This window comes from Arthrobacter sp. zg.Y820 (genome assembly GCF_030125555.1).
Taxonomy (GTDB): Bacteria; Actinomycetota; Actinomycetes; order Actinomycetales; family Micrococcaceae; genus Arthrobacter_B.
The window spans coordinates 152,580-176,592 of sequence record NZ_JASKLX010000010.1 but is presented as its reverse complement, the minus strand read 5'-3'; the positions used below and the strand labels follow the sequence as shown (position 1 = coordinate 176,592).

General features: G+C 62.6%; 20 protein-coding genes and 7 tRNA genes. 7 read left to right on the top strand and 20 right to left on the bottom strand.

Annotated features, from left to right (window positions below; translation table 11 throughout):
• Positions 1–43: 43 nt before the first annotated feature.
• Entirely contained in the window at positions 44–850 is an 807-nt protein-coding gene (locus QNN99_RS12855; RefSeq protein WP_229966852.1) for a hypothetical protein, read from the bottom strand.
• Between the two features lie 103 nt (positions 851–953).
• On the opposite strand from QNN99_RS12855, the gene QNN99_RS12850 reads away from it, so the two are divergent.
• Entirely contained in the window at positions 954–2,090 is a 1,137-nt protein-coding gene (locus tag QNN99_RS12850) for a M20/M25/M40 family metallo-hydrolase (protein WP_229966851.1), read from the top strand.
• A gap of 32 nt (positions 2,091–2,122) precedes the next feature.
• On the opposite strand, the gene QNN99_RS12845 is transcribed toward QNN99_RS12850, so the two are convergent.
• The 7 genes from QNN99_RS12845 to QNN99_RS12815 all read right to left on the bottom strand — a co-directional run bounded on the left by QNN99_RS12845 (position 2,123) and on the right by QNN99_RS12815 (position 10,542).
• Positions 2,123–3,328 carry a C39 family peptidase gene (locus tag QNN99_RS12845; protein WP_229966850.1) on the bottom strand — a complete coding sequence of 402 codons (1,206 nt, stop codon included), beginning with the start codon at positions 3,326–3,328 and terminating at the stop codon, positions 2,123–2,125.
• The gene (locus tag QNN99_RS12840; protein WP_229966849.1) at positions 3,325–4,146 is read right to left on the bottom strand and encodes a serine hydrolase; all 822 of its coding nucleotides are present in this window, start codon (positions 4,144–4,146) and stop codon (positions 3,325–3,327) included. The genes QNN99_RS12845 and QNN99_RS12840 overlap by 4 nt, the downstream gene beginning before the upstream one ends.
• Positions 4,147–4,179: 33 nt before the next feature.
• Complete coding sequence (locus tag QNN99_RS12835; protein ID WP_229966848.1) at positions 4,180–4,998, bottom strand: serine hydrolase; 819 nt, start codon at positions 4,996–4,998, stop codon at positions 4,180–4,182.
• A complete protein-coding gene (locus QNN99_RS12830) occupies positions 4,995–6,683 on the bottom strand; it encodes an ATP-binding cassette domain-containing protein (protein ID WP_229966847.1) in 1,689 nt (562 codons plus the stop codon). The genes QNN99_RS12835 and QNN99_RS12830 overlap by 4 nt, the downstream gene beginning before the upstream one ends.
• Before the next feature lie 2 nt (positions 6,684–6,685).
• Positions 6,686–7,618: an ABC transporter permease gene (locus QNN99_RS12825; protein WP_229966846.1), complete on the bottom strand. Its 933-nt coding sequence runs from the start codon at positions 7,616–7,618 to the stop codon at positions 6,686–6,688.
• Entirely contained in the window at positions 7,615–8,652 is a 1,038-nt protein-coding gene (locus tag QNN99_RS12820; protein ID WP_229966845.1) for an ABC transporter permease, read from the bottom strand. The genes QNN99_RS12825 and QNN99_RS12820 overlap by 4 nt, the downstream gene beginning before the upstream one ends.
• Positions 8,653–8,754: 102 nt before the next feature.
• Positions 8,755–10,542: an ABC transporter substrate-binding protein gene (locus QNN99_RS12815; RefSeq protein ID WP_229966844.1), complete on the bottom strand. Its 1,788-nt coding sequence runs from the start codon at positions 10,540–10,542 to the stop codon at positions 8,755–8,757.
• A 569-nt stretch (positions 10,543–11,111) separates the two neighbouring features.
• Here QNN99_RS12815 and QNN99_RS12810 point away from each other — a divergent pair.
• Positions 11,112–12,401, top strand: coding sequence for an alpha/beta hydrolase family protein (locus tag QNN99_RS12810; RefSeq protein WP_229966843.1), 1,290 nt, complete (start codon positions 11,112–11,114; stop codon positions 12,399–12,401).
• Between the two features lie 7 nt (positions 12,402–12,408).
• Here the strand turns inward: QNN99_RS12810 and ybaK are convergent, their stop codons facing one another.
• The 3 genes from ybaK to QNN99_RS12795 form a co-directional block, all read right to left on the bottom strand.
• Positions 12,409–12,912: a Cys-tRNA(Pro) deacylase gene (ybaK, locus tag QNN99_RS12805; protein ID WP_229966842.1), complete on the bottom strand. Its 504-nt coding sequence runs from the start codon at positions 12,910–12,912 to the stop codon at positions 12,409–12,411.
• 2 nt (positions 12,913–12,914) lie between these two features.
• Complete coding sequence (locus QNN99_RS12800) at positions 12,915–13,400, bottom strand: SufE family protein (RefSeq protein WP_229966841.1); 486 nt, start codon at positions 13,398–13,400, stop codon at positions 12,915–12,917.
• Between the two features lie 73 nt (positions 13,401–13,473).
• Positions 13,474–14,379, bottom strand: coding sequence for a sulfurtransferase (locus tag QNN99_RS12795; RefSeq protein WP_229966840.1), 906 nt, complete (start codon positions 14,377–14,379; stop codon positions 13,474–13,476).
• A 386-nt stretch (positions 14,380–14,765) separates the two neighbouring features.
• On the opposite strand from QNN99_RS12795, the gene zapE reads away from it, so the two are divergent.
• Both zapE and QNN99_RS12785 read left to right on the top strand, forming a co-directional pair.
• A complete protein-coding gene (gene zapE, locus QNN99_RS12790) occupies positions 14,766–15,803 on the top strand; it encodes a cell division protein ZapE (protein WP_229966997.1) in 1,038 nt (345 codons plus the stop codon).
• 75 nt (positions 15,804–15,878) lie between these two features.
• Positions 15,879–16,979, top strand: coding sequence for an NAD-dependent epimerase/dehydratase family protein (locus QNN99_RS12785; RefSeq protein WP_229966839.1), 1,101 nt, complete (start codon positions 15,879–15,881; stop codon positions 16,977–16,979).
• Positions 16,980–17,241: 262 nt separating this feature from the next.
• Here the strand turns inward: QNN99_RS12785 and QNN99_RS12780 are convergent, their stop codons facing one another.
• The 8 genes from QNN99_RS12780 to QNN99_RS12745 all read right to left on the bottom strand — a co-directional run bounded on the left by QNN99_RS12780 (position 17,242) and on the right by QNN99_RS12745 (position 20,189).
• Positions 17,242–17,499 (bottom strand): antitoxin, encoded by a 258-nt coding sequence (locus QNN99_RS12780; protein ID WP_229966838.1) that lies wholly within the window; start codon positions 17,497–17,499, stop codon positions 17,242–17,244.
• Positions 17,500–17,770: 271 nt separating this feature from the next.
• Positions 17,771–18,976 (bottom strand): HNH endonuclease signature motif containing protein, encoded by a 1,206-nt coding sequence (locus QNN99_RS12775; RefSeq protein WP_269439221.1) that lies wholly within the window; start codon positions 18,974–18,976, stop codon positions 17,771–17,773.
• Positions 18,977–19,559: 583 nt separating this feature from the next.
• Positions 19,560–19,633: transfer RNA gene (locus tag QNN99_RS12770), tRNA-Gly, on the bottom strand.
• A gap of 24 nt (positions 19,634–19,657) precedes the next feature.
• Positions 19,658–19,729 (bottom strand) — tRNA-Val (locus tag QNN99_RS12765).
• Between the two features lie 45 nt (positions 19,730–19,774).
• Positions 19,775–19,848, bottom strand: a tRNA-Gly gene (locus QNN99_RS12760).
• A gap of 36 nt (positions 19,849–19,884) precedes the next feature.
• Positions 19,885–19,956: transfer RNA gene (locus QNN99_RS12755), tRNA-Val, on the bottom strand.
• A 24-nt stretch (positions 19,957–19,980) separates the two neighbouring features.
• Positions 19,981–20,054 (bottom strand) — tRNA-Cys (locus tag QNN99_RS12750).
• A 61-nt stretch (positions 20,055–20,115) separates the two neighbouring features.
• Positions 20,116–20,189, bottom strand: a tRNA-Gly gene (locus QNN99_RS12745).
• A 592-nt stretch (positions 20,190–20,781) separates the two neighbouring features.
• On the opposite strand from QNN99_RS12745, the gene QNN99_RS12740 reads away from it, so the two are divergent.
• Positions 20,782–20,856, top strand: a tRNA-Val gene (locus QNN99_RS12740).
• 75 nt (positions 20,857–20,931) lie between these two features.
• Here the strand turns inward: QNN99_RS12740 and QNN99_RS12735 are convergent.
• Positions 20,932–21,828, bottom strand: a complete 897-nt coding sequence (locus tag QNN99_RS12735; protein WP_229966837.1) for a hypothetical protein — start codon at positions 21,826–21,828, stop codon at positions 20,932–20,934.
• Between the two features lie 280 nt (positions 21,829–22,108).
• On the opposite strand from QNN99_RS12735, the gene QNN99_RS12730 reads away from it, so the two are divergent.
• Positions 22,109–22,390: a hypothetical protein gene (locus QNN99_RS12730; protein WP_229966836.1), complete on the top strand. Its 282-nt coding sequence runs from the start codon at positions 22,109–22,111 to the stop codon at positions 22,388–22,390.
• Between the two features lie 244 nt (positions 22,391–22,634).
• Positions 22,635–24,011, top strand: coding sequence for an aromatic ring-hydroxylating oxygenase subunit alpha (locus QNN99_RS12725; RefSeq protein WP_229966835.1), 1,377 nt, complete (start codon positions 22,635–22,637; stop codon positions 24,009–24,011).
• The last annotated feature ends 2 nt before the right edge of the window (positions 24,012–24,013 follow it).

The following is a 24,013-nucleotide window of genomic DNA, read 5'->3' as shown; positions in this document are numbered from 1 at the left end:
TCAAGAGGTTTCCCTGGATCCGCGGTGCCTGGTTGCTCCTGCATCATTTTCCTTCCGGACGGTCCCTGCTGGCCAGGTAAGCGGAAGTCAGCTGCCCTGCAGGCAGGCAACTGACGAGAGTAAAGCCGGCGTCGAAGATGTCCTTCAGGCTCGATGCCAACCGTCCGCGGGTCCGGGCCTGGCTGCCGTAGGGGTCGCCGTCTGCCGGGAGCCCGGCCGGCACCGGTATCCAGTAGGCCTCCCCGTCGGGGATCAGCGCACCGAATTCCTCGTTCTGCAGGCCTTCGGGAGGAACGGGCATCTGTTTGGGTTCGGAATGTTCGGAACCGGGCCCAAACTTCCATTCGACGAGGATCCGGTCTGTGTACTCCCGCCCGTAATAGTTCTCGATGAAGTCGATTCCACGGGCGCCCAGCGAGTTCAGGTTGAAGTGCGCGTTTCGAGCGAGCATCGGATCGAAGGTCCACCGCATGGCCCGGACTCCCTGGCGCAGCGTGAGATCGCGCTGGCAGTTTTTCAGGATCCGGCCGCACCCCTGGCCCTGGTAACGCGGGTCAATCACGGTGGCCTGCGAGTAGTGGTAGGGCATACCGCCGTCGAAGCCGGTGAACCCGTAGGCGAAACCGATCAAACTCGACTCCTCGTTGCAGATGCCGACCGCTGAGCCGCCGTTGCGCACCAGGGCGCTCAACAAGTTCACGTTTAGGCCATACCCCTTTGCTTCGTAGCCAAAGACTCTGCTGTAGAGGTCGTTGGCTTCTTGGAACGCGTCGTGGCTCGTGAGCAGTCCGCTGAAGCACTTCTGGCCCGTTGGTAAGGACCAGCTCCGCAGTTCATTCATTCTGGTCATAATGTGATCCGTAAACTCCGAGGGCGGGTTAGCTGCATGCTATGTTTCAGCATGTTTGTCAGTTACTTTCTGCAATATACGTTTCTTATCCTGAGGGGTCATTTTGACGCCAGATGAAATGCGAGCTGCTGTTGCCCGTCGTGAAAACCTGATTCTGGAGCGGGTCAGGCACTTGGTGGAGATCGAGTCGCCCTCGGGGGACCGGGAGGCGAGCACCCGGATCACGGACGTGCTGATCGAATGGTTCGGCGCCCTCGACGTGCAGATCGAAACCGTCCGCGCCGAGGCAGGAACCCACTTGCTGATCGAAGCCCCGGGAACCACGGAGGAAGCCCCGCTGCTGCTCATCGGACATTCCGACACCGTATGGCCCAGCGGAACCCTGGACACGAGCCTGCCCTGGTCGGTGCAGGACGGGGTGGTCCGAGGGCCGGGAGCGTTCGACATGAAAAGCGGGCTGGTCATGATCCTCTCGGCACTGGAACTCCTGAAAGGCCGTCCCCGCCGCAGTGTGCGCATCCTGATTAACGCGGACGAGGAAATCGGTTCCCCGACCTCCCAGGACCTTGTGCGCCGGGCCGTGGCAGGAGCGGCCGGGGCCATCGGCTTCGAATCCCCGCATCCGGATGGTGCCTTCAAAGTCGGCCGCCGCGGATCCACCCGGATCCACGTGGAAGTCACTGGCCATGAAGCGCATGCCGCGCTTGACCCCGACAAGGGTGTCTCGGCGATCGACGAACTCGTCGACCAGCTCCTCGTTCTCCGCGGAATTGTCGAGGAAGCCTCGCTCTCGGCTCCGGTCCTGTTCAATGTCGGGACTGTTTCCGGAGGGACCCGGGCCAATGTGGTGCCCGGCCAGGCCAGTGCTGAAATTGGGCTCCGATTCCTGGATGCCGTGACGGAGCGTGCGGTCCTGGAGCGGTTTGCGGATTTGGCGCCCGTACGGAGGGGTGCCGTGGTGACTACCAAGGTGCTCAGCAGCCGCCCCGCTTGGAAAGCCACCAGCGCCGACGCGGCGCTGCTCCGGGAAGTGTCGCTCCTGGCCGAAGGTTTTGGCTGGGACGCCACCGGACGACCGGCAGCCGGAGCCGGGGACACCAACCTCGTGGGAGCCCTGGGGGTTCCCACGATCGACGGCTTCGGGCCGGCCGGTGCAGGGTCTCACGCAGCGGATGAACACTTTTTGCTCCCGGACCTTTACCGCCGCACCGCGCTGCTGGCCGCGCTTCTGCAGCGTTAGGCGCCGGAGCGCTACCGGGGGCAGTACGGGGGTTACCAATTGGGCTCCCCGGGTGACGGGGGCAACGGCACGCCGGGAGGGTGAAAGACATAGGTGATGCCTCCGCTTCCCTTCAACCAGGCGCTCTCGAAGGGTGCCCGGTCCAGCTCGCGCCGCACCTCGCCGCTCGAGGCGGCGCCGGGATCATTGACGATGACGTTTCCCTCCCCGGTGAACCCCGAGATCACCAACAGGTGCCCGTCCGTGTCATAACCGGCCTGCGGGAGTTCCTCCCTGGTGAATGAAACCGAAACGACCAGCGGAATTCCGAGGGCAATGAAAGCTTCGGCTTCGGCGAGGGAACGCAAACGCGTGACAAAGGCCCGAAGCCCGAACCCGGCGGCATAAGCAGCATTGAACGCCCAGTTCCCGGTCCCCTCGTAGCCATGGTCATAGACGCCCTGCGCCGCCCAAATGATGTGCGGGTCGCCCTGGGGCGCCTCGATGGATTCGAGCAACTCGGCCCCGACCTCCCGGCCCCAGTAATACAGCACCATGCTGGTGGCGGTGGGGGAGCACCAGGCAGCACCCCCGCCGGCGAACGCCGGGTAGCAGCCGGCATGGATCATCTGCGGGAAGCGCGGGACATCTAGTGCGAGTCCCTTGTCCAGTGTGAAGGCACTGGTCGGTTTCAGATCGTCCGACGGCGGTGCGCTGACCATGGCATACAGGGCCGCCAGCTGCACCGGGGCAGTCGAGCCGGCGGGCCGCACCAGCGTTGCCCGGACCTGGAAAGCATGGAAGGGGCGGTCCTGCGCAGCACGGAACGTGTCGTTCAGCACCCGGCCGGCAGCGTCAGACTGTCCGTCGATGGTGGTTCGCCGGATATCGCCCGATGCGAAGTCGTCGCCGCCCGCCCAGTGGCCCAGAACGAACCATCTGCTCCAGCACCCGTCCGCCCCCCGGACCCGTAAGGCGGCTTCCAGCCAGGTTGCGGTGGGTGTAACGGCATGCCACGAGAGAACAGCCTCGCCGGCCGGGAAGCCGGTTTCAATAACAGGAGAGGTCGACACACCGCGCTGGTCGCCGCTCTCCGGGGGGATGGGCCGGGGACTCGCCGGGCCGGTCGCGCCCGCCGTTGTGTCGTCGATGCGCAGCGCTCCGTTGTCCCCGGACACGAGACCCGCAAGAGTTCCGGCAGCGAAACCGGGGTCCCTGCCCAGATCATGAAAGCGTATCCGGGGAGCCGGGCCGGTCATGCGCTGCCCTGAACATGCCCGCGAAGCAGCACACCGACGTCGCGCATTGCGTCCATGGCCGCATCACGGTGGTCGCTGCCCCGTTCCCAGTTCGCTAGCACCGCATAGGCCACCCGGCTTTCGGACGTCGACAGCACGCCAATGTCGGCGCGCACGCTGCTGGTCGTTCCCGTCTTGTTCCACAGCCACAGTCCGCGGTCATAGTAGTCATGGGCCAGCGGATCGAAGTTGAAGGTGGAAGCCACCATGGAGCAATCCACGCCGGCACCCAGCCACCGCCGCAGTGTGTCGCATCCGGCTGCGTCGAGCAGTTCGTTGCGGGCCAGACGGGAGACGAAACCGCTGAGCTCCGTGGCGCAGCCGGTGGAAAGGCTAGTCGGAAACCCGGCCGGAACCGGCCACCGCACGATGTCATTCAGGGACGAGGAACGTATTCCCAGCTCCCTGGTGTGTGCGTGGATGACGTCCAGGCCGACCCTCCGGCACATGGTGTTGGTGGCTGCATTGTCGCTGACCGCACCAATCAGTGTGCAGATGTCATAGATGCTCAGGGTCCCGGCCTGCAGCTGGTGCCACAGCCCGGAGTTGTCCATCCACTCGTTCGGTCGGCGGGTGACCTGCTCATCGAGGTTGAGGCGGCCCTCTGCTTCGAGCCTGAGGACCGAATGCAGCAGGAAGACCTTGCCGACGCTGGCGGTATCCAGCGCCCGGTCCGGCTCATATGAGAGGACCTCGGCACCGGAATCAATGTCGAAGGCGCTCACGGACCACGCGATGCCGGGGCTATCCAAGCGGTCGAGAATCTGTTGGCGCTCCATGCTCTTATGCCTCCATCGGCAGGTGTCGCCGGGTCATGGCAGACCGGTGACGAGCACCCGGATGGAATCACCGATCCGGTGCATGGCCCCGAGCACCAGTGCCCGCAAGTCTCCGGATTCATCGCTCCAATTCGCAGCAACCGCATAGGCCACACTGCGCGCCGGACCGTTGAGAATTCCGATGTCAGCGCGCGCGAAGCTCGTACTGCCGGTCTTATGCCGCAGCTCCATGCCCTGGTACTCGGGCTCATCATGGGCTAGCGGATCGAGAAGGAACCCGGCAGCGACCATCGAGGTGTCAGTGTCCGCGGCCAACCATCGGCTCACCAGCCCGCAGACTGATTTGTTCAGGATTTCATCCCGATTGAGCCGAATCATCAGGTCGCTGAGCTCAGCCGCTGTCCCGTAGGACGGGGTCCAGGGCAGGCCGGGACCACGTTCGTTGCGGATGTAGTCCAGGAGCGCGGTGTCCTTGTATCCGAGTTCCGCAGCCACGGCGTGGACGGAGTCGAGCCCGCAGAGGTGGATGAGGGCGTTGGTAGCCAGATTGTCGCTGACAGCGCCGACCAGCAGAGCAGCGTCGTAGGCCGTGATGCGCTGTTCGAACATGCGGTAGAGCAAGCCGGAATCCTCGACGACGTGCTCTTCGGGGATCTCGATCAACCGGTGCGGGTCCAGCCGCCCGTCGACTATGCGGCGGGCGACGTCGATGAGCAGGAACACCTTCCCAATGCTGGCGGTCCGGCACACGGTGTCGGAGTGGTGGGTCGCCGCCACCTGTCGGGTATCGGCGTCCAGAATATGTATGGACCAGGTGACCCGGTCATCGAGTTCGGGCAGCGTAAAGGTCATGAGGTGCTGCCGCCTTCCGCGGTTCGGACGGGGGCACCGGATTCGAGGTCCCGGTGGATCATCGGGGCGGCGGCGAGCAGCCGCTTCGTGTACTCGTGTTTCGGATCCAGGAGCACCTGTTCGGCAGGTCCTCTCTCGACAATTTCGCCGTCCACCATGACGGCCACGGTATCGGCAATATTCCAGGCCAGGCCCAGGTCGTGGGTGATGACCAGAGCCGAGAGGCCCAGGCTGCGCTTGAGGTTCAGCAGCAGGGCCAGGACCTCGCCGCGTGCTGAGGCATCGAGGGAAGCGACGGGCTCATCCGCGATGAGCATCTGCGGGTCCATGGCCAAGGCACCGGCAATCACTACGCGCTGGCGCTGTCCGCCGGAGAGCTCCTGCGGAATGGCACCGAAGTAGTCCTCGCCGGGGATCAGCTCCGCGTTCTCCAGGCTGCGGATCACCTGTTCGCGTTCATCGCCCGGGTACTTCTGGATCCGCAGGCCCTCGGCCACTGATTCGTAGACCGAAAGCTTTGGGTTCAGCGACGCGCTGGGGTCCTGGAGGATCAGCTGGACCTCCTTGCGGAATGCGCGCAGCTGCCGGGTGGTGCGGCCCAGCTGTTTGCCGCCGTACAGGATTTCACCTCCTGAATCCGGCAGCTCCAGACCGAGCAGGGTGCGGGCAAGGGTCGACTTGCCGGAACCGGACTGGCCCACCAGGGCCAGGATCTCACCGCGGTGGATTTGCAGGTCCACGTTCCGTACTGCCCGAACCGTTCTTCCACCGGTGTGGAAGGTGACGTTCAGGTTCTTGGCTTCGAGGAGAACCTCGCCGCTTACTGCCGACGGTGTTGCTGCGGGTTTGGCGTAGTCCCGGCGGGTCACTGGGTTGAGCCGGGATTCGGGGTCGCCTATCTCAGGGAACGCATCGGCCAGCTGTTTGGTGTATGCGGCCTGGGGGTTCGTGCAGATCTGCCGGGAGTCGCCGACCTCAATCACTTCCCCTCCCCGCATTACGGCTATCCGCTCGCAGGCGGCCGCCAGGACGGAAAGGTCGTGGCTGATCATCAGCAGCGAGATGCCGCGGCCGGTGACCAGTTCCTTCAGTACCTGCAGTACCTGGGCCTGAACGATGACGTCCAGGGCAGTGGTCGGTTCATCGGCGATGATAATGTCCGGCTCGCAGGCCAGTGCCATGGCGATCATGACGCGCTGCTTCTGTCCGCCCGAGAGCTGGTGCGGGTAGGACTTGGCTTTCGCCGGGTCGACGTCGACCTGCCGCAGCAAATCGCCCAGGCGCTGCCGGCGGGAAGCCTCGGTAGTCCAGCTGCCTTTCACATGCAGTTCCAGGGCCTCAATGATCTGTACTCCGACCATCTGCACCGGGTTTAGCGAGTGCATAGCGCCCTGGAACACGATGGAGGCCTCGGACCATCGGACGGCGCGCAGTTGCCCGAAGGTCAGGTCGGCGATGTTCTTGTCGCCGACCAGCACGTTGCCGTCGACGCGGGCATTGGAGGGAAGCAGCCGGAGGACGCTCATGGCGAGCGTCGACTTCCCGGATCCCGATTCGCCGGCTACGCCCAGTGTTTCGCCTGCCGGAAGGGCCAGGCTTACGTTCTTGACGGCTTGGATCACCCCGCGGCCGCTGCCGGTGGTGGAGTAGCTGATGGAGACGTTGTCGAAGACGAGATCTGGCATGTCTACCGGCTCCTCATGGTGGGGTTGGTGATTGATTCAAAGGCACGGCCCACCAGGGTGAATGCCAGCACCACCAGCAGGATGGCCAGGCCCGGGATGATGACATACCACCAGTAGCCGCTGGTTGCCGCCGAGACGTCCATGGCGTTCTTTAGGATGGTTCCCCAGGATTGCTGGGTCGTGTCGCCCAGCCCGAGGAACGCCAGAGTCGATTCGGCGATGATTGCCGAGCCCACAGTCAGCGTCGTGTTGGCCATGACCAGGGGAAGCACCGCCGGGAAGAGGTGTTTCATAATGATGTGCAGGTGCCCGGCTCCGAGCGCCCTCGACCGTTCAATGTAGGGCCGGGACTCGACAGAGAGTGTTTGTGCGCGGACCACACGTGCTGTGCCCGCCCATGACGTCACCCCGATGGCGATGACGATTGTCAGGACGCCGCGGGAGAGCACCGAGGACAGGACAATCGCCAGGATGAGGGAAGGCAGCACCAGGAAGAAGTCAACGAAACGCATGATGACCCCTGCGGTCAGCCCGGTGAAGTGCCCGGCTGCCATGCCAACCAGTGTGCCGATGAACATCGACATGGCGGTGGCGGCGATGCCGACGATCAGCGACACGCGGGCTCCCCAGAGCATCCGGACCCAAAGTTCCCGGCCCTGGTGGTCGGTCCCCAGCGGGTGCTCCCAGGAGGGGGGAGCGAAGCGCGGCTGGTCCATCAACAGGGTGACGTCCAGCATGGATCGGGGGGCGAGCACAGGGGCGAAAATGGCAGCCAGGATTACCACTGACAGGAATACTGCCCCCAGCAGGCCGGTCTTGCTCCGGCAGAACTGCTTCCGGACGTTGGCGGCCGCTGCCAGGCGGCGCCGGCGGACAATTTGGCGGCGTGAAAGTTGGGCCTGCGGCTTGCGGTTCCGTGCGGTTTCGGTGCTCATGACCGCCTCACTCTCGGGTCAAGCTGGCGGTAGACCAGGTCGGCAACCAGGTTCATGATGATGATGATGGTCGAAAAGACCACGAAGGTACCTTGCAGCAGCGGCATGTCCGGTCCGCTGATGGCCTCGTAGGTCAGCTTGCCGAGACCCGGCCAGGAGAAAACTGTTTCGACGGTGACAGCACCCGCAATGAGTCCACCGATGTGCATGAAAACGAGGGTGACGGTTGGGAGCATTGCATTTGGCACGGCATGCCGTCGGCGGACCAGATCGTCCCGGAGGCCCTTTGCCCGGGCCGTGGTCAGGTAGTCGGAGGACATTTCTTCAATGAGCGATGCCCGCATCACCAGCAGGTATTGCGCATATACGACCGCCACCATGCTCGCCACCGGCAGGGCCATGTGCCGGGCAACGTCGATCACGTATTCGATGCCGCTGGCCTCCAGCCCGGGCGTCACCATCCCCCCGGTTGGAAACCAGCGAAGGGTTCCGCCGAAGATCATCAACAGGATGAGTCCCAGCCAGAAGGTGGGTACGGACCAGAACACCAGGGAAATCCCCGTGGCCGCCCGGTCAAACCAGGAGCCGCGTTTCCAAGCGGCGTGCTGGCCCAGCCACAGCCCGAGGACGATGGCCACTAGGGCAGCGGTGGCCGTCAGCACCAGAGTGGGGCCGATGTACTCAGCGATGAGCGAACTGACCGCCTTGCGGTAAACATAACTCTCACCCAGGTTGCCGCTGAAGATATTGACTATGTAATCCCAGAACTGGGCAGGGAGCGGTTTATCCAGCCCATACTGGCTGCGCAACTCGGCAATTTGTTCAGGACTCATCGGTCGTTCCTGGGCGATTCGGCGGACCGGGTCGCCGGGCAGGATACGGAAGGCGAAGAACCCGAGCAGAATGACCATGGCGAAGCTAATCAGTGCACCGCCCGCCTTGGACGCCGCGTAGCGGATAAAGGAGGAATCGACCTGGTCAGGTGATTCCTGTTCTGCCTTCACCGCCCCAATGGGTGCTGTTGCAGCGGACATATCAGCGCTCTCTTCTTCTTTCAGGAGTCAGACTGGTCCGAACTGACGGCAGGGCCGGCGCACTTTGTTGCACTACGCCGACCCTGCCATCGAACGGGAGAGCTACTCGCGGTCACCCGCGGATTTGCGGCGGTTCAGGGCGAAGGCGACGCCGCCGATAACGACGACAGCCAGGGCTCCGAGCCCGACCCAGAGGCCGGTGTTTCCGTCGGAGCTTTCAACCTGGGCGGACTGGACACTGTCGACGGTCAGGAAGCCCCAGTAACCGGCCTGATTGGCGATGATGCCGTTCTGTTCCGGCTGAAGCGTGAAGCCGGTGAAACGGTCGGAACGGTAAGCCTCGAGGGAGCGCGGATACCAAAGGGTGATCTGAGCCGCGTCCGTGTAATGCATCCGGAGCATGTCATGAACAATGGAGGCACGTTTTTCGGCATCGAGTTCTGAGTGCTGTTCCGCGAACATCCGGTCAAATTCCGGGTTGCAGTAGCCATCCTGGCTGGTTGCCCCGTTGCCTTCGGCGTCCGGACGCGAAGCGCAGGTGTTTATACCCAACTGGTAGTCGGGATCCGGATTCACACTCCACCCCGTGAAGTACAGATCGTAGTCACCCTTGGCGGTCTTGTCCGAGATGGTATCGGAGTCGGTCGACTCCACAACAAGCGCGATGCCGATGTCTTTCATCCAGGGAACGAGGTATTCGGACATTGACTGCTCGTTGGAGCTGGCCGCGTCCACGAGCAGCCGCAGTTCGAGCGTTTCGCCGTTCTTGGAACGTATTCCGTTGCTGTCCGCAACCCAACCGGCATCGTCGAGAGTTTTCTTGGCAACCTCTGGATCGAACCCCACAATGGCGCTGTCATCGTTCGGCAGGTGCCACTGGGCGAAGGCGGAGGGGATGAAGCTGGTTGCAGGGGTGCCGTAGTCGCCGAGCACCTGTGTCAGCAGGGATTCGGTGTCGATGCCCAAACGCATGGCCTCGCGCACCGCCTTGTCCTGCAGGCCGGTGTGGCCGGTTCCGTAGGCGACACCTTCCGGGGTTTCGGAGCCGGAATTGATCCCGATGCCGGTGAAGCGGCGGCCTTCCCCGGCCTGGGTGGTGATGTTTGCTTCATTTTCCAAGGCCTTGAACTGCGTGGGCGTTAGGCCTGTGACGAAATCGACCTCTCCTGCGCGCAGGGCCTGCAGCTGGGCGTCCGAGTTCGTGTAGTAGACGTACTGGATTGCACCAATATTCGGCGCCCCCCGCCAGAAATTGGGGTTCGCCTTCAGATCGATCGACTGGTTCGCCTGGTAGCTTTCCAGCAAGTAGGGTCCGGAGCCGACTACGTCCTTGTCGTTCGGATAGGTGGTGGGATCGGAGATTTCCGACCAGACATGTTCCGGGACAACGGGGATCTCGGTTCCCGGGTTCGGGGCCTGGGGGGTCTTGAGGTTGATCACGACGGTCTTGTCATCGGGCGTGTCAATGGATTCAAAGTTCGAAACCAGGTTGCCGTTAGCAGTGCCCATGGCAGGAATGGTCATCATCTGCTCGTATGTCCATTTAACGTCCTCGGAGGTGATTGGTTCCCCGTCGGACCACTTCAGCCCGTCATTCAGCGTGAAGGTCCATTGCATTCCGTCCGGGGTGGATTCCCAGTCCTGTGCGAGGCCAGCCGTTGGAGAGCCGTCCTTGGCATCATTCTGGACGAGGCTTTCGTACATGTAACGGATGGAATTAGTCGGCAATAAGTAGATCGACGTAAATGGGTTGAACGAGTCCACGAACCCCGCGGTGGCAATCCGGAAGGTTTCGTTACCCTCGGCAGCGGGTGCCGTTTCAGCTGCCAGCGCCGGTGTGGCAGCGCCGCCCATGCTTCCCGCCACCAGAGCCAGTGACGCCGTGGCCATTTGGAATGAACGAACCCATTTGGGTCGGCTTTTTGCGGAAGATCCCATATGTATCGTATTCCTTCGTTTTTGTCTGGCGCCCTACGCCGTGCGCTGGTCCCGTCTCTGGAGAATATAGGAGGGGGTGGTGAAGTCAATAGAACGCGTCCAGTTAAGCAGAACCGCCAATTTGCGGTAGAAAAGCCAGCATTCTGACAAATGATGTAGATGTCGAGAAAACATTTTGATAACTCACAAGCTCACCCTCAGCTGATTTCGGCGCCTTCGGCAGTGCCTGCGGCGTCGGATTTCATTCCTCAATGAAGCATTGATGCGGAATTGTTACTGGGAACTTACGGAACCTATCCAGACTCCAAGGCATGAAAACGCCCGCTGGGCGCCTGATTCTTCCAGGCAGCTGAGCCCGTACCCGCAAGCCGCCCGGGGCACTTGCGGGCCCGGTTAGACAGCAGTGGAAACGGTTTCCTCGCACTGCCGGCGGGGAAGGGCGGGTGTATTGCCAGTGACACTTGGCCCACCGGCGGCATGGGCGCGCTGCGGCACGATGAACTATCAGTCAGAATGGACTCATGGCTATCTCCATTCCCGCGCTTCCGTTCCAGGCCCTTCCCGCCGAACCCGCACCGCCAACCGGCCTCTCGGCCCCGTGGATCAAATGGACGGCATTCGGGGCCGGAATGGGGGCGGCGGCAACCGCTGCGCTGTTCGCTGCAACGTCCGGTCTGGGAGTGTATTTCGCCCGCCAAGTAGTCACCCCGCGCCGGACCCGGGATGCGAACCTGCAAATCCTGGCCGTCATCGATTCCGAACACGGCAAGCAGGTCATTCTGCCCGCCAACGAAGACACCACCGTTGACGGCACCTACAGCCTGTTTTTCGACGGCGGTGCCGGCCACGCCCGGATCGGCGCCATCCGCTCCTACGAGCCGCGGGAAGGCACGGTGCAGCGGGATGTCGAAGAAATCTACAGCGGCGACCTGCTCAAAGCCGTGCGCGGCTGGTGGAGCGGCGCCATCTACGAATCGCCCACCTCCGTCGGGCTGGCCGAAGAGGAAGTGAACATTGCCGTGGACGGCGGGCTGGCGCCGGCCTGGCTGGTGCGGGCCGACGCCGACGCCGCCACCTGGGCGATCATGGTCCACGGCCGGGGGGCCCAGCGCACGGAGGGCCTGCGTGCCGTCCGCACCGCGCGTGAGGCGGGAATGACGAGCCTGCTCATTTCCTACCGGAACGACGGCGACGCCCCCTATGCCTCCGACGGCCGGTACGGGCTGGGCCTCACGGAGTGGCACGACGTCGAATGCGCCATCCGCTACGCGCTGGCGCACGGGGCCAAGGACGTTGTGCTTTTCGGCTGGTCCATGGGCGGTGCCGTCAGCCTGCAGGCGGCCGACCGGTCACCGCTGCGCCGTCACATCCGCGCGCTGGTGCTCGACGGACCGGTGATCAACTGGCTCGATGTGCTCAGCCACCACGCCCGGCTGAACCGGATTCCGGTGCAGTCCGGCCGTCTGGGACAGTGGCTGATCTCCAATCCGGCAGGCCGCGCGCTGACCGGTCTGGCTGCGCCGCTGGACCTCAAGAGCATGGACTGGGTGTCTCGAGCCGAGGAAATCCGGATCCCCACCCTGATTCTGCACAGCGAGGACGACGAATTCGTGCCGTTTGGCCCCTCGGCTGAGCTGGCGGAGAAAAACCCGGGCGTGGTGACGTTCGAGCGGTTCTCCAAGGCCGGTCACACCAAGGAATACAACGTTGACCCGGAGCGGTGGGAGACCACGGTCCTGGTCTGGCTGAACAACGTTCTGGGCCGCACCCGGCATCCCGCAGAGCGCCGGGCGGACACGCCGAAGGGCTAAGAGCTGCTCAGCTCTTGGGTCCCGCGATAGGGGCCGAGAGTGCGGAGGTCAGCCGGATCAGGTCAAACGGTGACAGTCCGATTTGGAAGCCCCGCCGGCCGCCGGAGACGTAGATGGTGTCCAGCAGCTCGGCGGAGGAATCGATTCCGGCGGCGCTGGGATGGCGCTGCCCCAGCGGTGAAATGCCGCCCACAACGTAGCCGGTGCGCCGTTCGGCCTCTGCCCGGTGCGCCATGCTGGCCTTCCGGGCGCCCATCAGTGCGGCGAACTTCTTCAGGTCCAGGTTGTACGCCACCGGAACCATGGCCACCGCCAGCCGTCCGCCGAGGTCCACCATGAGTGTCTTGTACACGGATTCCGGCGGCAGCCCAAGTTTGTCCGCGGCCTCCAGACCGTACGACGGCGCATCGTGGTCGTGCGTGTAGCTCAGTGTCTCGTACGGAACTTTTGCGGCGTCGAGGACCCGGGTTGCCGGCGTCGCACTTCCTGATGTCTTTCCTCGACCCGCCATGGTTATGCCTGCTTTCCGCTGTCCGCAGCGTCCCTGGATGCTGCATCCTGCTCGAGCCGGCGCTTGATGCGTCCGAGCATTGCTGACATTCCGCGCATCCGCAGGGGAGTGATGGCCCGGGTGAGCCCGAGCCGGTCCGGAACATCCGCCGGCACCGCGAGAATCTCAGCGGCCGGCAGTCCGTTCAGCCCCTCGTGGAGGACGCTGGCGAAACCGCGGGTGGTGGGAGCCTCCCGCGGTGCCGAAAAGAACAGCTGGACCCGGCGCTCGGGGGAGTCATCCACCTCGATGGTCAGGAACAGCGGCGACTGGCACTCAACGACCTGTTCGAGCAGTTCCGGGTGCTCGGCCAGCCGATCCGGCAGGGGAGGAAGGGTCCGCGAAAACTCCAGGAGCAGTTCCAGCCGCTCCACTTCTTCGAGGGCCTGGAAGTCCTCGATGATTTCGGCAAGCTGTGCCGGTACGGTCGGTAGTGCTGACGTGGTCATATGCTTCGTCTCTCCGCTGTGGTGCTGGTGCTTGGTGTGTTGTGCCGGTGCTGAGGTGCTGTGCTGCCGCGGCCTAGCGTGCTGCCGGAGCTTCTCCGGGTGCCTCGCCCTTAGCGATCGGAACCCGCACGGCGTTGCCCCATTCGGTCCAGGACCCGTCGTAGTTGCGGACCGAGTCGAAACCCAGCAGGTGCTTCAGTACAAACCAAGTATGGCTGGAACGTTCGCCGATCCGACAGTAGGCGACGACGTCGTCGCCCTCCCGGAGTCCGGCCTGGTCCTTGTACAGCGCCTCCAGCTCGGGCCGTGTGCGGAAGGTTCCGTCGTCAGCGGCAGCCTTGCTCCACGGCACCGATGCGGCGGTCGGGATGTGGCCGCCCTTCATGGCGCCCTCATCCATGTAGTCCGGCATGTGGGTGCGGTCGCCGGTGTATTCGGCGGGAGAGCGGACATCGATCAGCGGGCCCTTGCCCAGGTGCGCAAGGACGTCGGGCAGGTAGGCGCGGATCGGCGCATCGTTGCGTTCGACGACGGGATAATCAGTGGCCGCGACCTGCGGCTTGTCCGTGGTCAGCTCCCGGCCTTCCGCAATCCACTTGTCCCGTCCGCCGTCGAGCAGGCGAACGTCCTCGTGGCCGAAGAGGGTGAAGACCCACAGTGCGTAGGCTGCCCACCAGTTGCTCTTGTCGCCGTAAATGACGACTGTCGAATCGCGGGTAATGCCCTTGCGGGACATAAGCGACGCGAAAGACTCTCCGTCCACGAAATCTCGGGTATCGGTGTCATTGAGATCCGTATGCCAGTCGATTTTCCGTGCACCTGGAATGTGGCCCGTCTCGTAGAGCAGGATGTCTTCGTTTGATTCCAGGACCACCAGCCCGTCAGTTTCCAAGTTGTCGGCGAGCCACTGTGTGGAGACGAGCCGCTCGGGATGGGCATAGTCGGCAAACTTGGATGCGGTGTCCGGGGCAATCGACATGTATGTGGCCTCTTTCGGTTTCGGATCGGCCGCCGCGAAGGCGGCTGGCACGGGCTTACCTCTAGCCTAACGACGCGTGCGGACGAAAACTTCCGATGGTCTGCTGATGTCTCCGAACTTTGTGCCCGAACTTTTGTGCCCTGACTTTGTGCCGGGCTATTTGTGCCGGGCCATTTGCGCCGATGGCCGGACGGGCCCGCGCTCGCAGCTGAGCGCTTGTCCGGAATTCAATCTCAACGGGGACGTCCCGGAAATCCGGTGGCTGGGCCCTCTTGGCGTATCGTTGCAACGGCGGCAATTTTGCCGGCGGCAGATCTGGTACCACTGGCAGCACTACCGTGGGAACCTTTGACACCTATCAACATCGGATGGACGGATTGCGCACAGTGGCACAAGTGGAGCACCTTGCAGAGCGGACTCCCCAGGTCTCGACAGATGACCTGTTGAAGGGGTTCTTCCCTTCTCCGCGGTTCGGCTCAGTTTCCTTCGACAGCTACCGTCCGGATCCATCGCAGCCCTCCCAGGCGCATGCGGTGAGCTCGATGCGGAACTTTGCTGCCGCCGTCGACATTCCCGAGCCGACCGGTTTGCGCAGGCTCTTCGGCGCCAAAAAGCCCGATTCCAAGGCCGGGTTCTATTTGGACGGTGGGTTCGGCGTCGGCAAGACGCACCTGCTTGCCTCGCTGTGGCACTCGGTTGAGGGCCCCAAGGCCTTCGGAACGTTTGTCGAGTACACGAACCTGGTTGGTGCACTGTCCTTCCGCAAGACCGTGGATGCCCTGAGCACCTACAAATTGGTGTGCATCGATGAATTCGAGCTCGATGATCCGGGCGACACCGTTCTGATGTCCCGTTTGATGCGGGAGCTCGCTGATGCCGGCGTCAAGCTTGCTGCCACGTCCAATACCCTGCCCGGTTCCCTGGGCGAGGGGCGTTTTGCCGCCGTCGACTTCCAGCGGGAAATCCAGGTTCTGGCCGACCAGTTCGACGTCGTGCGCATTGACGGTGAGGACTACCGGCACCGCGGTCTGCCGCAGTCTCCCGATCCCGTTGCCGAAGACGAGCTCGAAAGCCGGGTTACCGCGGAGTTCAGCGGAAAGGTGGTGGCCGAGGACGATTTCACTGCCCTGATCAACCATCTCTCCACCGTGCACCCCAGCCGCTACCGTCAGCTCATTAGCGGTATCGACGCCGTCGCGTGGCACAACGTCGGCACCATCACCGAGCAGTCGGTTGCCCTGCGCTTTGTGGTCCTCGCGGACCGGCTGTACGACAAGGATGTTCCGATTCTCGCCAGTGGTGTTCCGTTCGATCAGCTCTTCACTGAGGAAATGATGAACGGTGGGTACATGAAGAAGTACTTCCGTGCTGTGTCCAGGCTTACCGCCCTGGCTCGCGAGGGTCAGACCGGGGAAGCGGCCTAGTCTCGGTTGGCGGTGCCGGGGCTGCTTTGAATAACTGATGGCAAAGATGGGGGTCTTGTGCGCAGAGCAGTTATCTTGGGTGGCAGCGGACTGATTGGCCGTGCCGTTGCCCGGCGGCTTTTGTCGTCCGGCTGGAATGTCGATATCACGGGCAGGAACCCATCCAACGTTCCTGCCGATCTCACCGCCTCGGGTGCGGCATTTCATGCGGCCGACCGCAGCGATACCGGGGCTCTGCGGCATCTTGTGGGCTCTGGTGCGGATTTGCTGGTGGATTGCCTGTGCTTCACTGCAGCTGATGCCCTGCATCTTCTTCCGTTTGTGGGTGATGTGGGATCGTCTGTGATGCTCTCCAGCAAAGCCGTTTATGTCGATTCGTTTGGGCGGCACGTGAATTCGCCCGACCGTCCTGTCTTTTCCGGCCCAGTTTCTGAAGACCAGCCCACTGTCGCTCCGGGCAACGGCTATTTCGACTCGCCCGAAGGGTATGGACGCAACAAGGTAGCTGCTGAACACGTGCTGCTGGACAGTGGGCATCCGGTCACTGTCCTCCGTGCGTCAAAGGTACATGGGGAGGGTGCCTCTCCTGCCCGTGAATGGGTCTTTGTCCGTCGTGTCCTGGATGCCCGAAAAGCCGTGTTTCTGACTTCCTCCGGTTCCGGTGTAGACCATACGACTGCAGCTGTGAACGTCGCTGCGCTGGTGGAGCGTATTGCGGCGAACCCCGGTAGCCGGATCCTCAACAGCGCAAATCCTGATGCTCCGAGTGCTCTCGAGATTTCACGTGTTGTCGCGGCCTATTTCGGACACCGGTGGGAGGAGATACTGCTTGCCGGTGGAAGTGGGTCTGGCGGCCGTGCTGGCAGCGCTGGCAGTGGTGCCAGTGCGGGGAGTGGTGGCGGTCGTGGTTCAGGGGGAGCAGCGCCGGGTGAGCGTGGCAGTGCCCAGCTGGGTACGCATCCCTGGGAGAGTGCTGCGCCCATTATTCTGGACACCCGTGCCTCTCTGGAGCTCGGTTACGTTCCTGTGGGTGATTACGCAGCCACGGTCCAAACTGAGCTGGACTGGCTTTCCAGGAGTGTCGACGATCCTGCCTCTGCAGCCGGGCGTCTGGAATTCTTCAACCGATACGTTGACTACGCTGCGGAAGATCGATTTATGTCGGAACGTCGGTAGCACTCTGTCGAATACTGACGCTGGTTTTGCCGGCCATCCTGCGGCACACCAGCCAGAAGCACCGCTAGCAACCGAAACCCATTGGATTTTTGGAGGCGATTATCCGCGACACTGCGAGATTCCGCCTTCCAAACGCTAATCGTTTGTGGTGCGCTGGGGTGGTCCTGCTAACCGGGGGTCTTCGCAGGGATAGACGACTTAAATGACGAAGGTCCTGGTGCCGCCACTCGGCGGAACCAGGACCCTTGTCGTGCTCTGAAGCTTATACGGCCGGAGGAGTCGGTCCGGAATCAGTTCCGGAGTCGGGACCCTGCTTGCGGTCGACCTTGTCTACCGCCTCTGAGGCCTTGCTCTGGAAGCCATCGATCTTGTCGGAGTACTTTCCGCCAGTCTTCTGATCGACGAAGTTTCCTGCGTGATCGATGCCGCCCTTGATCTTGTCAGCGTTTCCGCCCACAAACTCGGTTGCCTTGTCCTTCAGCTCTCCGGCCTTGCCCTTGAGCCCGTCAAATACAGACACGGACACCTCCTTTCGCAGGGGAAACCAAACGTTTCCCGTTCATTTCAATCGTAAGGCAACTGAGTTGATGGACCAACAGCTGCAACTGGGCCTTTGGGCAGGGTGCTGGCGCGATGACGGGCTGAACGCGCGGGAAGGACCGCTGCCAAGCTTGAAGAAGTGGCGCCTCTCCTGTCCGGCCACCCTAATTGCCGGAGCGCGGGTCCCGATCTGCCCGCAGTCCTCGGATGAGCTTGTGGGCAGTCCCGAACCGGGATATGGCGCCCGCACCTCACACCGTTTGTCGGTCTCGGCGCAGTGGATGGAAATACGTGTTGCGCAGCGGTGCTTGGAAGGGATCCACGTAGGTGGGCGGGATGAACCACGGGACACCGTTCCTGACGCGGATGCGCCATTTCTCCCGGTGTATCAAATGATGGTGGAACCCGCAGAGCAGGACACCGTTGTCGGTACTGGTAGCGCCGCCACGGGAGTAATACTCAATGTGGTGGGCCTCGCACCACGGCGCCGGTGAGGTGCAACCGGGGAAAGCACATCCGCCGTCTCTGGCGGTTAGTGCTTTTCTAAGATGCGGCGGGAAGTAGCGGGAAGCACTTCCCACATCCAATATGCGGCCCTCACCGCTCAGGACAACCGGAATGATGTCCGCCTCGCAGGCGATGCGGCGGATTTGGTGGGGTGGGACGGGGCCAGCAAAGGCCAGCATGCCGCTTTCCGTTTTTCTCCCTACTCGTTCCTGGAGCTGCTCATAAGGAACGATAGCCAGGACCTGCGGCTTGGACCCTCCGTTGGCGGGGAGCTGCCCAGACGACAGGGCGATCCTGCAGGATGACACGAGGCCGTCCAGGCACTTTTGCGGATAGCTCCGCCGGTCGGCGGGGACTGCACGTTCGTTTCCTTCCAGATCCACGCAGGCTCCATCCGCAGGTTGCCCCGCGTCGTTCCGGGGGCTGGTTTCCGGAGACAACGCCGTCATGAGGGTTTCGAATTGATCCTCCGTCGCGAAAATATCCAGGCGGTGCATCCCGCGGTACTTCCGGCGGATAAACAGGCCCTGCAGTTCGGCCTTTTGCTGCTCAGACGGTTCAGTTCCATCAGGGTCCAACTGGTTCACCCAGGCGCTGGCCACCACAGTGAGGGCATCCAGGTCCTGGCTGACAGCCACTTCCGTCAGTGCCTCCTCCATGGAGGCCCTGTCCTCCGGGCTGCCGCAGCCTTGCACGTGTTTCATGGCCACACTGACCGTCTGGGCGGCTTGCCCGGACACCAGCCCCTGAGCCACCCGAGCGGACAGTGCTGCGAGCTCAGGTTCGATTCTCTGACCAGTCAGGCTAGTTGCCGGCATAAGAGCCGATCCAAGGCAGATTCGCCTCCACGCCTCGCGACGGCTAATCCGAAGCCGCTGCCGCATGTAGTCCGCTGTGCTCTTAAACTCCTGCTGGGCTTTCCCGGCCGCGGTAGTCCACGATCCTGACATCTCAGCACAAACCCGTCCTCGGTCCATCGCGGCTGCGGTGCCGACCTGCAGATAGTCCACAAACCGGGAAAGTTCCTCGACAGTGGATGCAAGAGATGCAAGTTCGGCACAGTTGAGGCGGGGGAGCCATTCGTTAACATCAGAGGCGGCGTTACGGACGGAGTAAAGGGCATGGAGTAGCCCTGTAGGACTTATGTGCTCAGTCTCACCAGTCAGAGTTTCGGGCTGTCCGGTCTGTATGGTCCGCGGCGGGTTACCGGTGGGGCCGGCAGTTCCGGTCATCCACGTTGTCCTCGGGGCAGCGATCTCTTCGTCCATGGCATCCAGCCTCTCAAGATGAAGGCCCGGCGTCGAACACATGTTCGAAGTTGGGGAAAAGGCTGCGTCAGTCCGCAAAATTCCGCATTTGTGGAGGAGAAGTCGGGAGGCCAGCACTTCCACGGAGAAACGCCGGAAGGTTAGCGCACGAGACGAATCCCTGAAGCCACGTTGGACAAAGCCGCGTTAAACACAGAAGGAGCAGGCCGTTTGGCCTGCTCCTTCTGTGTGTCGCCCCGAAACATCCCCGGAAAGCAACTATGTGAGCGGACGACGGGATTCGAACCCGCGACATCCACCTTGGCAAGGTGGTGCTCTAGCCAGCTGAGCTACGTCCGCAAAAAAGACAACCTGGGTTGTCCGTGCGCGATACTGGGATCGAACCAGTGACCTCTTCCGTGTCAGGGAAGCGCGCTACCGCTGCGCCAATCGCGCTTGATGCATCAAGTCTCCCAAAGGAGGCCCCGATGCAGTCAAGAGAGCGGACGACGGGATTCGAACCCGCGACATCCACCTTGGCAAGGTGGTGCTCTAGCCAGCTGAGCTACGTCCGCAAAAACACAGTTGTGCGTCAAAACGCCTAACTGTAGTGCGCGATACTGGGATCGAACCAGTGACCTCTTCCGTGTCAGGGAAGCGCGCTACCGCTGCGCCAATCGCGCCCATAAGGGCTTGCAAGTCCACCGTGGAGGTGGGGACGGGATTCGAACCCGCGTATACGGCTTTGCAGGCCGCTGCCTCGCCTCTCGGCCACCCCACCGTGACCACTGCATAAGCATAGGCCGACCGGTCAACATCAACCGGTTTTACAGTGACTTGCGAGCGGACGACGGGATTCGAACCCGCGACATCCACCTTGGCAAGGTGGTGCTCTAGCCAGCTGAGCTACGTCCGCATGCTGAAGAAGTTAGTGTAATCGTCCTCGAATCGCTTTCGCGTTTCGCGGCGAACTCCCGCTTTCCAACGAAGAAAAACTCTACTGGACGATTCGAAGTTCGTCCAATCGGGACTAATTTGCGCCACGCCGGAAGCAGTCGTCCTCACCTGTATGTCTTCGCAGGTGGGGGTGGTGAAGCGGCTTGAGGCGGGCTCCTGGGGAGTAGCAAACAGAGCAAGCGGACAAGGTGTGGCCGGCCGTGCGGGAGTAACGGTGCGGAAATGGGCAACGGAAGGGGGTAGCCGCCTGTGCGCGATGACGCCGGGCTGAGCCGCGCACGACGACGGCGGGCTGGGCCGCGCACGACGGGTGCCCTGCGGACGACGACGGCGGCAGGCTGAGCCGCGCACGACGGCGGACCGGGTGCTCCGTGCCGCGCAACCCGTCGCGGAGATCAGCAGGCGCTCCGGCCCCGCCCGCTGTGTTCTGCTGCGACTGGCGTCTTCTCCGACGGCTTGCCCCGACGCGGATCGTGCATCGGTTTGGAGCCAGCTCCAATCTGGGCTAGCATCTTTAGACGTTGCGGTTGTGAAAACAATTTGCAGCAAGGGGGCGATTGGCGCAGTGGTAGCGCGCTTCGTTCACACCGAAGAGGTCACTGGTTCGAACCCAGTATCGCCCACCAAAAGCTGTTGAAGAATTGTCGCTAAGAGGTCCCCCAGGGGGCCTCTTTTCGTATCTCAGGGCAGAAACCCCTGCGCTAGTTTTGCGCGTTGTTCCGATGCGAATACCAACGCTGCCAGGCCTGCAGCCAGCGGGCCTCGGCTGCTGGGTCGGCGATCCCGCAGCACCATAGATCCTGGGCAGCCCGACTGGGTACGTCACTCGCGAAGACGGCATGGCGGATGCTCTCGGCCACCGCCTCGGTGCCAGCCTCTTGCCACCACGGCACGGCAGACGACAGAGCTTTCATTTGATCCAGCAGAGCCATCAACGCCTGGGCAGCTGCCGGAGCATCCTGCCCGGTGAAGTGCATCTGGCTCCGGTGGGCTTCCGTCCACCGGGTGCGCAGCTCCATCATCCACCGGCGCACCTCGGCATACCCGGCAGGATCGGGATTCTCCAGGCTCGTGAGGATAAGTCGCTCGATGGCACCGAATCGGATGCTTGCGCAAGCCTGCGCAAATCCGGGCGGAGCGTCCTCTTGTTCCGCGTGCTCGAGCGTCAATGCGGCGAATGAGCTCAGGTCGGAAACGACGGTAAGGCGAATCTCGGACAACTCGACTCCGCGGGCAACGATCGTGGCAAAAGTGCCGGGGAACCCCGGTCCGGGCGGCAGGACTTCGGCGGATAGATATACGTGGGCGGCGAAAGCATCACCCTGACGGCGGACCACACAGGCCGCACGGGTCTCCTCTACGAGGATCGTTGCATGTTCCAGAGGTGAAAGGCCGGCTTCGTGGGGATCGGCACCAGGGGTTGACGACTCACTGAGACGGGCGGCAAAAGACAGCAGGGCTGCCTCCAGCAGGACTCCCCGGACAGGTGTCCGACGGCGGTCAGCCGGGCGCGACGTCACCGAAAGGAACGGACCGGCAGGGTTGCGCGGGTCGCCAAAATCGAGCACAACATAGTGGGAATGGACGTTCCCGAGCACCTGACGAACGCGCCCGGGGAGCTTCGGGACAGCCAGCCCCAGCACCGGAGGAACGGCCAGCGGGTCCTCCCAGAGAGGCTCCCGGGGCATGGCGAACGGACTGCCGGAGCTGGCATCGGGAGGCGTTCGGTCCGCTCGGTCAGGCCATGCGTCCATGCAGGCGATGGTCGCATGGGGTGGTTGACCGGGTCTAGGGGGCGCGGCAGAATGCAGACTCACGTGTAACCAATGACACATGGAAACAAACAGACAACACAGGTAAGCAAACGATGAGGAGTGCATGATGCGGAAGCTCTGGACCAAAAACGGTCGCCCCCTGCTCAATGACGGCAATACGGTGCTGGTGCCTTCGGGTGCGGTGGTGGGAAAAATCAGCGGTGACCGGGTGTTTGCAGGAGAGGATCTCGCCTACGTTGGCACGCTGGTGGGGGATCGGCTGGTGTTCCGCAGCTACGACATCGATGGCCCGGACCGTCACTACACGCGTCCCGTAAGCGTTGCGGACGTTGAAGAGGTACCGCCGGCACGCATGTGGGGCGATGAGCCCGTGATCCCTGACTGACCATGTGGTGCCGGTCTTTATTTGGCCGGCAAGCTTTTTATTTGACCAGGAAACGGAACAAATATTTGGCCCGCACCTATTCCCTGTGATGCAAATCACAAGTATGGTTCGGGGGAACGGCTCCGATTCGAGCCGATCAGCCCCTTCGAGGCCACGCGCCAAGGCGGGAGCGGCGAAGTCAGCAGCAGACCAGGACAAGAACCGGCACAGGGTTGTGCCGGGATGGAAGCAGGGAGATGCAGCTATGACCAGTGTTCAAAACGACCCGACTGTCGTTGAAGCGATCGACACGTCGAAGGTGCCGTACCGGGTGGAAAATGAGCTCTTGGTTCCGACGGCCCGGTACCACGACAAGGAGTTCTTCGAGGTGGAGAAGAACCTTTGGAAGCACGCGTGGCAGCTGGCCTGCCACGGCACGGAAATCCCCAAGCCCGGAGACTTCACGGAATACACCATCCTTGACCAGTCCATCATGCTCATCCGCCAGAAGGACGGCAGCGTCAAGGCGTTCCACAATGCCTGCCGGCACCGCGGCACGGCGATTGCCTGCGGCTCCGGCACTTTCCGGGCCGACCAGGTCGTTTGCCCCTTCCACGGTTGGCGCTGGAATCTTGAGGGCAAGAACACCTACATCTACGCCAAGGATGCCTTCCGCGAGGAAACCGTTCAGCAGGCGGATGTCGACCTCGCCGAAGTGCAGGTGTCGGAGCGCTGGGGATTCGTTTGGATCAACATGGATCCCAAAGCCGTCTCCTTCGAGGAATGGCTTGGAGGGATCAAGGGTCCGCTCGACGGCAACGGATTCGAAAAGGCACACATTACGTGGTGGCACCAGATCGAATTCGAGGCGAACTGGAAGATCGCTCAGGAGGCCTTCTTTGAGGCCTATCATGTGATGCAGGCACACCCCGAGATGGCCGGATTCCTGCGCGATGAAGACTTTAACGCCCTCGCCTTCGCGCACTACAGCACGGATCCGCAGGGGCACGGGTGGACCGATTCCAGAGCGCCGAGAATCCTGCAGCTGCCGGGTCAGGAAGACCGGCTTTTTGCAGACCCGGAGAAGATGACACCTGCGGTGAAGTTCTATATGAGTGCGAAGGTCATGTGGGAAGGATCGCAGTCGCAGACGAATGCTCACTACATCGCGATTCTGGAAGATTTGTTGGAGATAACCGATGCCAACGAATTCTTCGGTGAGTTCTTCAAGCGGGCCTACATCGATGCCGCGATGCGCGGAGTCGAGCTGACACCCATGCATCCGGACACCACCGGGCACTGGACAATGTTTCCGAACTTCACCGGTGTGGCGATGCTGGGCTGCGGCCTGGTCTACCGTGCGCGTCCCCACCCCACGGACCCCAACAAATGCATCTACGACTTCTTCGCCCTGGAAATCCCTCCCACGGGCACCCCGGTCAAGAAGCCCAAGATCGGAGCAGACGACGCGCCCACATGGGATGAACTGTGGTTCGTCCAGCAGGACGCGAGCAACATTGAGCGAATGCAAACGGGTATCCGCTCGTCGGACCTGGAGCATGTCCGTCTCGGTGTCGACGTCGAGCGCCTGATCGTCAACTGGCATCAGGCACTGGACCGAGAACTCGCCAAGTACCTGTAGCC

What these genes read in the sequence shown, in the direction of transcription:
- QNN99_RS12855 (WP_229966852.1), bottom strand. Translation starts at nt 850, where the DNA reads ATGACCAGAATGAATGAACTGCGGAGCTGGTCCTTACCAACGGGCCAG.
- QNN99_RS12845 (WP_229966850.1), bottom strand. Translation starts at nt 3,328, where the DNA reads ATGACCGGCCCGGCTCCCCGGATACGCTTTCATGATCTGGGCAGGGAC.
- QNN99_RS12840 (WP_229966849.1), bottom strand. Translation starts at nt 4,146, where the DNA reads ATGGAGCGCCAACAGATTCTCGACCGCTTGGATAGCCCCGGCATCGCG.
- QNN99_RS12835 (WP_229966848.1), bottom strand. Translation starts at nt 4,998, where the DNA reads ATGACCTTTACGCTGCCCGAACTCGATGACCGGGTCACCTGGTCCATA.
- QNN99_RS12830 (WP_229966847.1), bottom strand. Translation starts at nt 6,683, where the DNA reads ATGCCAGATCTCGTCTTCGACAACGTCTCCATCAGCTACTCCACCACC.
- QNN99_RS12825 (WP_229966846.1), bottom strand. Translation starts at nt 7,618, where the DNA reads ATGAGCACCGAAACCGCACGGAACCGCAAGCCGCAGGCCCAACTTTCA.
- QNN99_RS12820 (WP_229966845.1), bottom strand. Translation starts at nt 8,652, where the DNA reads ATGTCCGCTGCAACAGCACCCATTGGGGCGGTGAAGGCAGAACAGGAA.
- QNN99_RS12815 (WP_229966844.1), bottom strand. Translation starts at nt 10,542, where the DNA reads ATGGCCACGGCGTCACTGGCTCTGGTGGCGGGAAGCATGGGCGGCGCT.
- QNN99_RS12810 (WP_229966843.1), top strand. Translation starts at nt 11,112, where the DNA reads ATGGCTATCTCCATTCCCGCGCTTCCGTTCCAGGCCCTTCCCGCCGAA.
- ybaK (WP_229966842.1), bottom strand. Translation starts at nt 12,912, where the DNA reads ATGGCGGGTCGAGGAAAGACATCAGGAAGTGCGACGCCGGCAACCCGG.
- QNN99_RS12800 (WP_229966841.1), bottom strand. Translation starts at nt 13,400, where the DNA reads ATGACCACGTCAGCACTACCGACCGTACCGGCACAGCTTGCCGAAATC.
- QNN99_RS12795 (WP_229966840.1), bottom strand. Translation starts at nt 14,379, where the DNA reads ATGTCGATTGCCCCGGACACCGCATCCAAGTTTGCCGACTATGCCCAT.
- QNN99_RS12775 (WP_269439221.1), bottom strand. Translation starts at nt 18,976, where the DNA reads ATGTCAGGATCGTGGACTACCGCGGCCGGGAAAGCCCAGCAGGAGTTT.
- QNN99_RS12730 (WP_229966836.1), top strand. Translation starts at nt 22,109, where the DNA reads ATGATGCGGAAGCTCTGGACCAAAAACGGTCGCCCCCTGCTCAATGAC.
- QNN99_RS12725 (WP_229966835.1), top strand. Translation starts at nt 22,635, where the DNA reads ATGACCAGTGTTCAAAACGACCCGACTGTCGTTGAAGCGATCGACACG.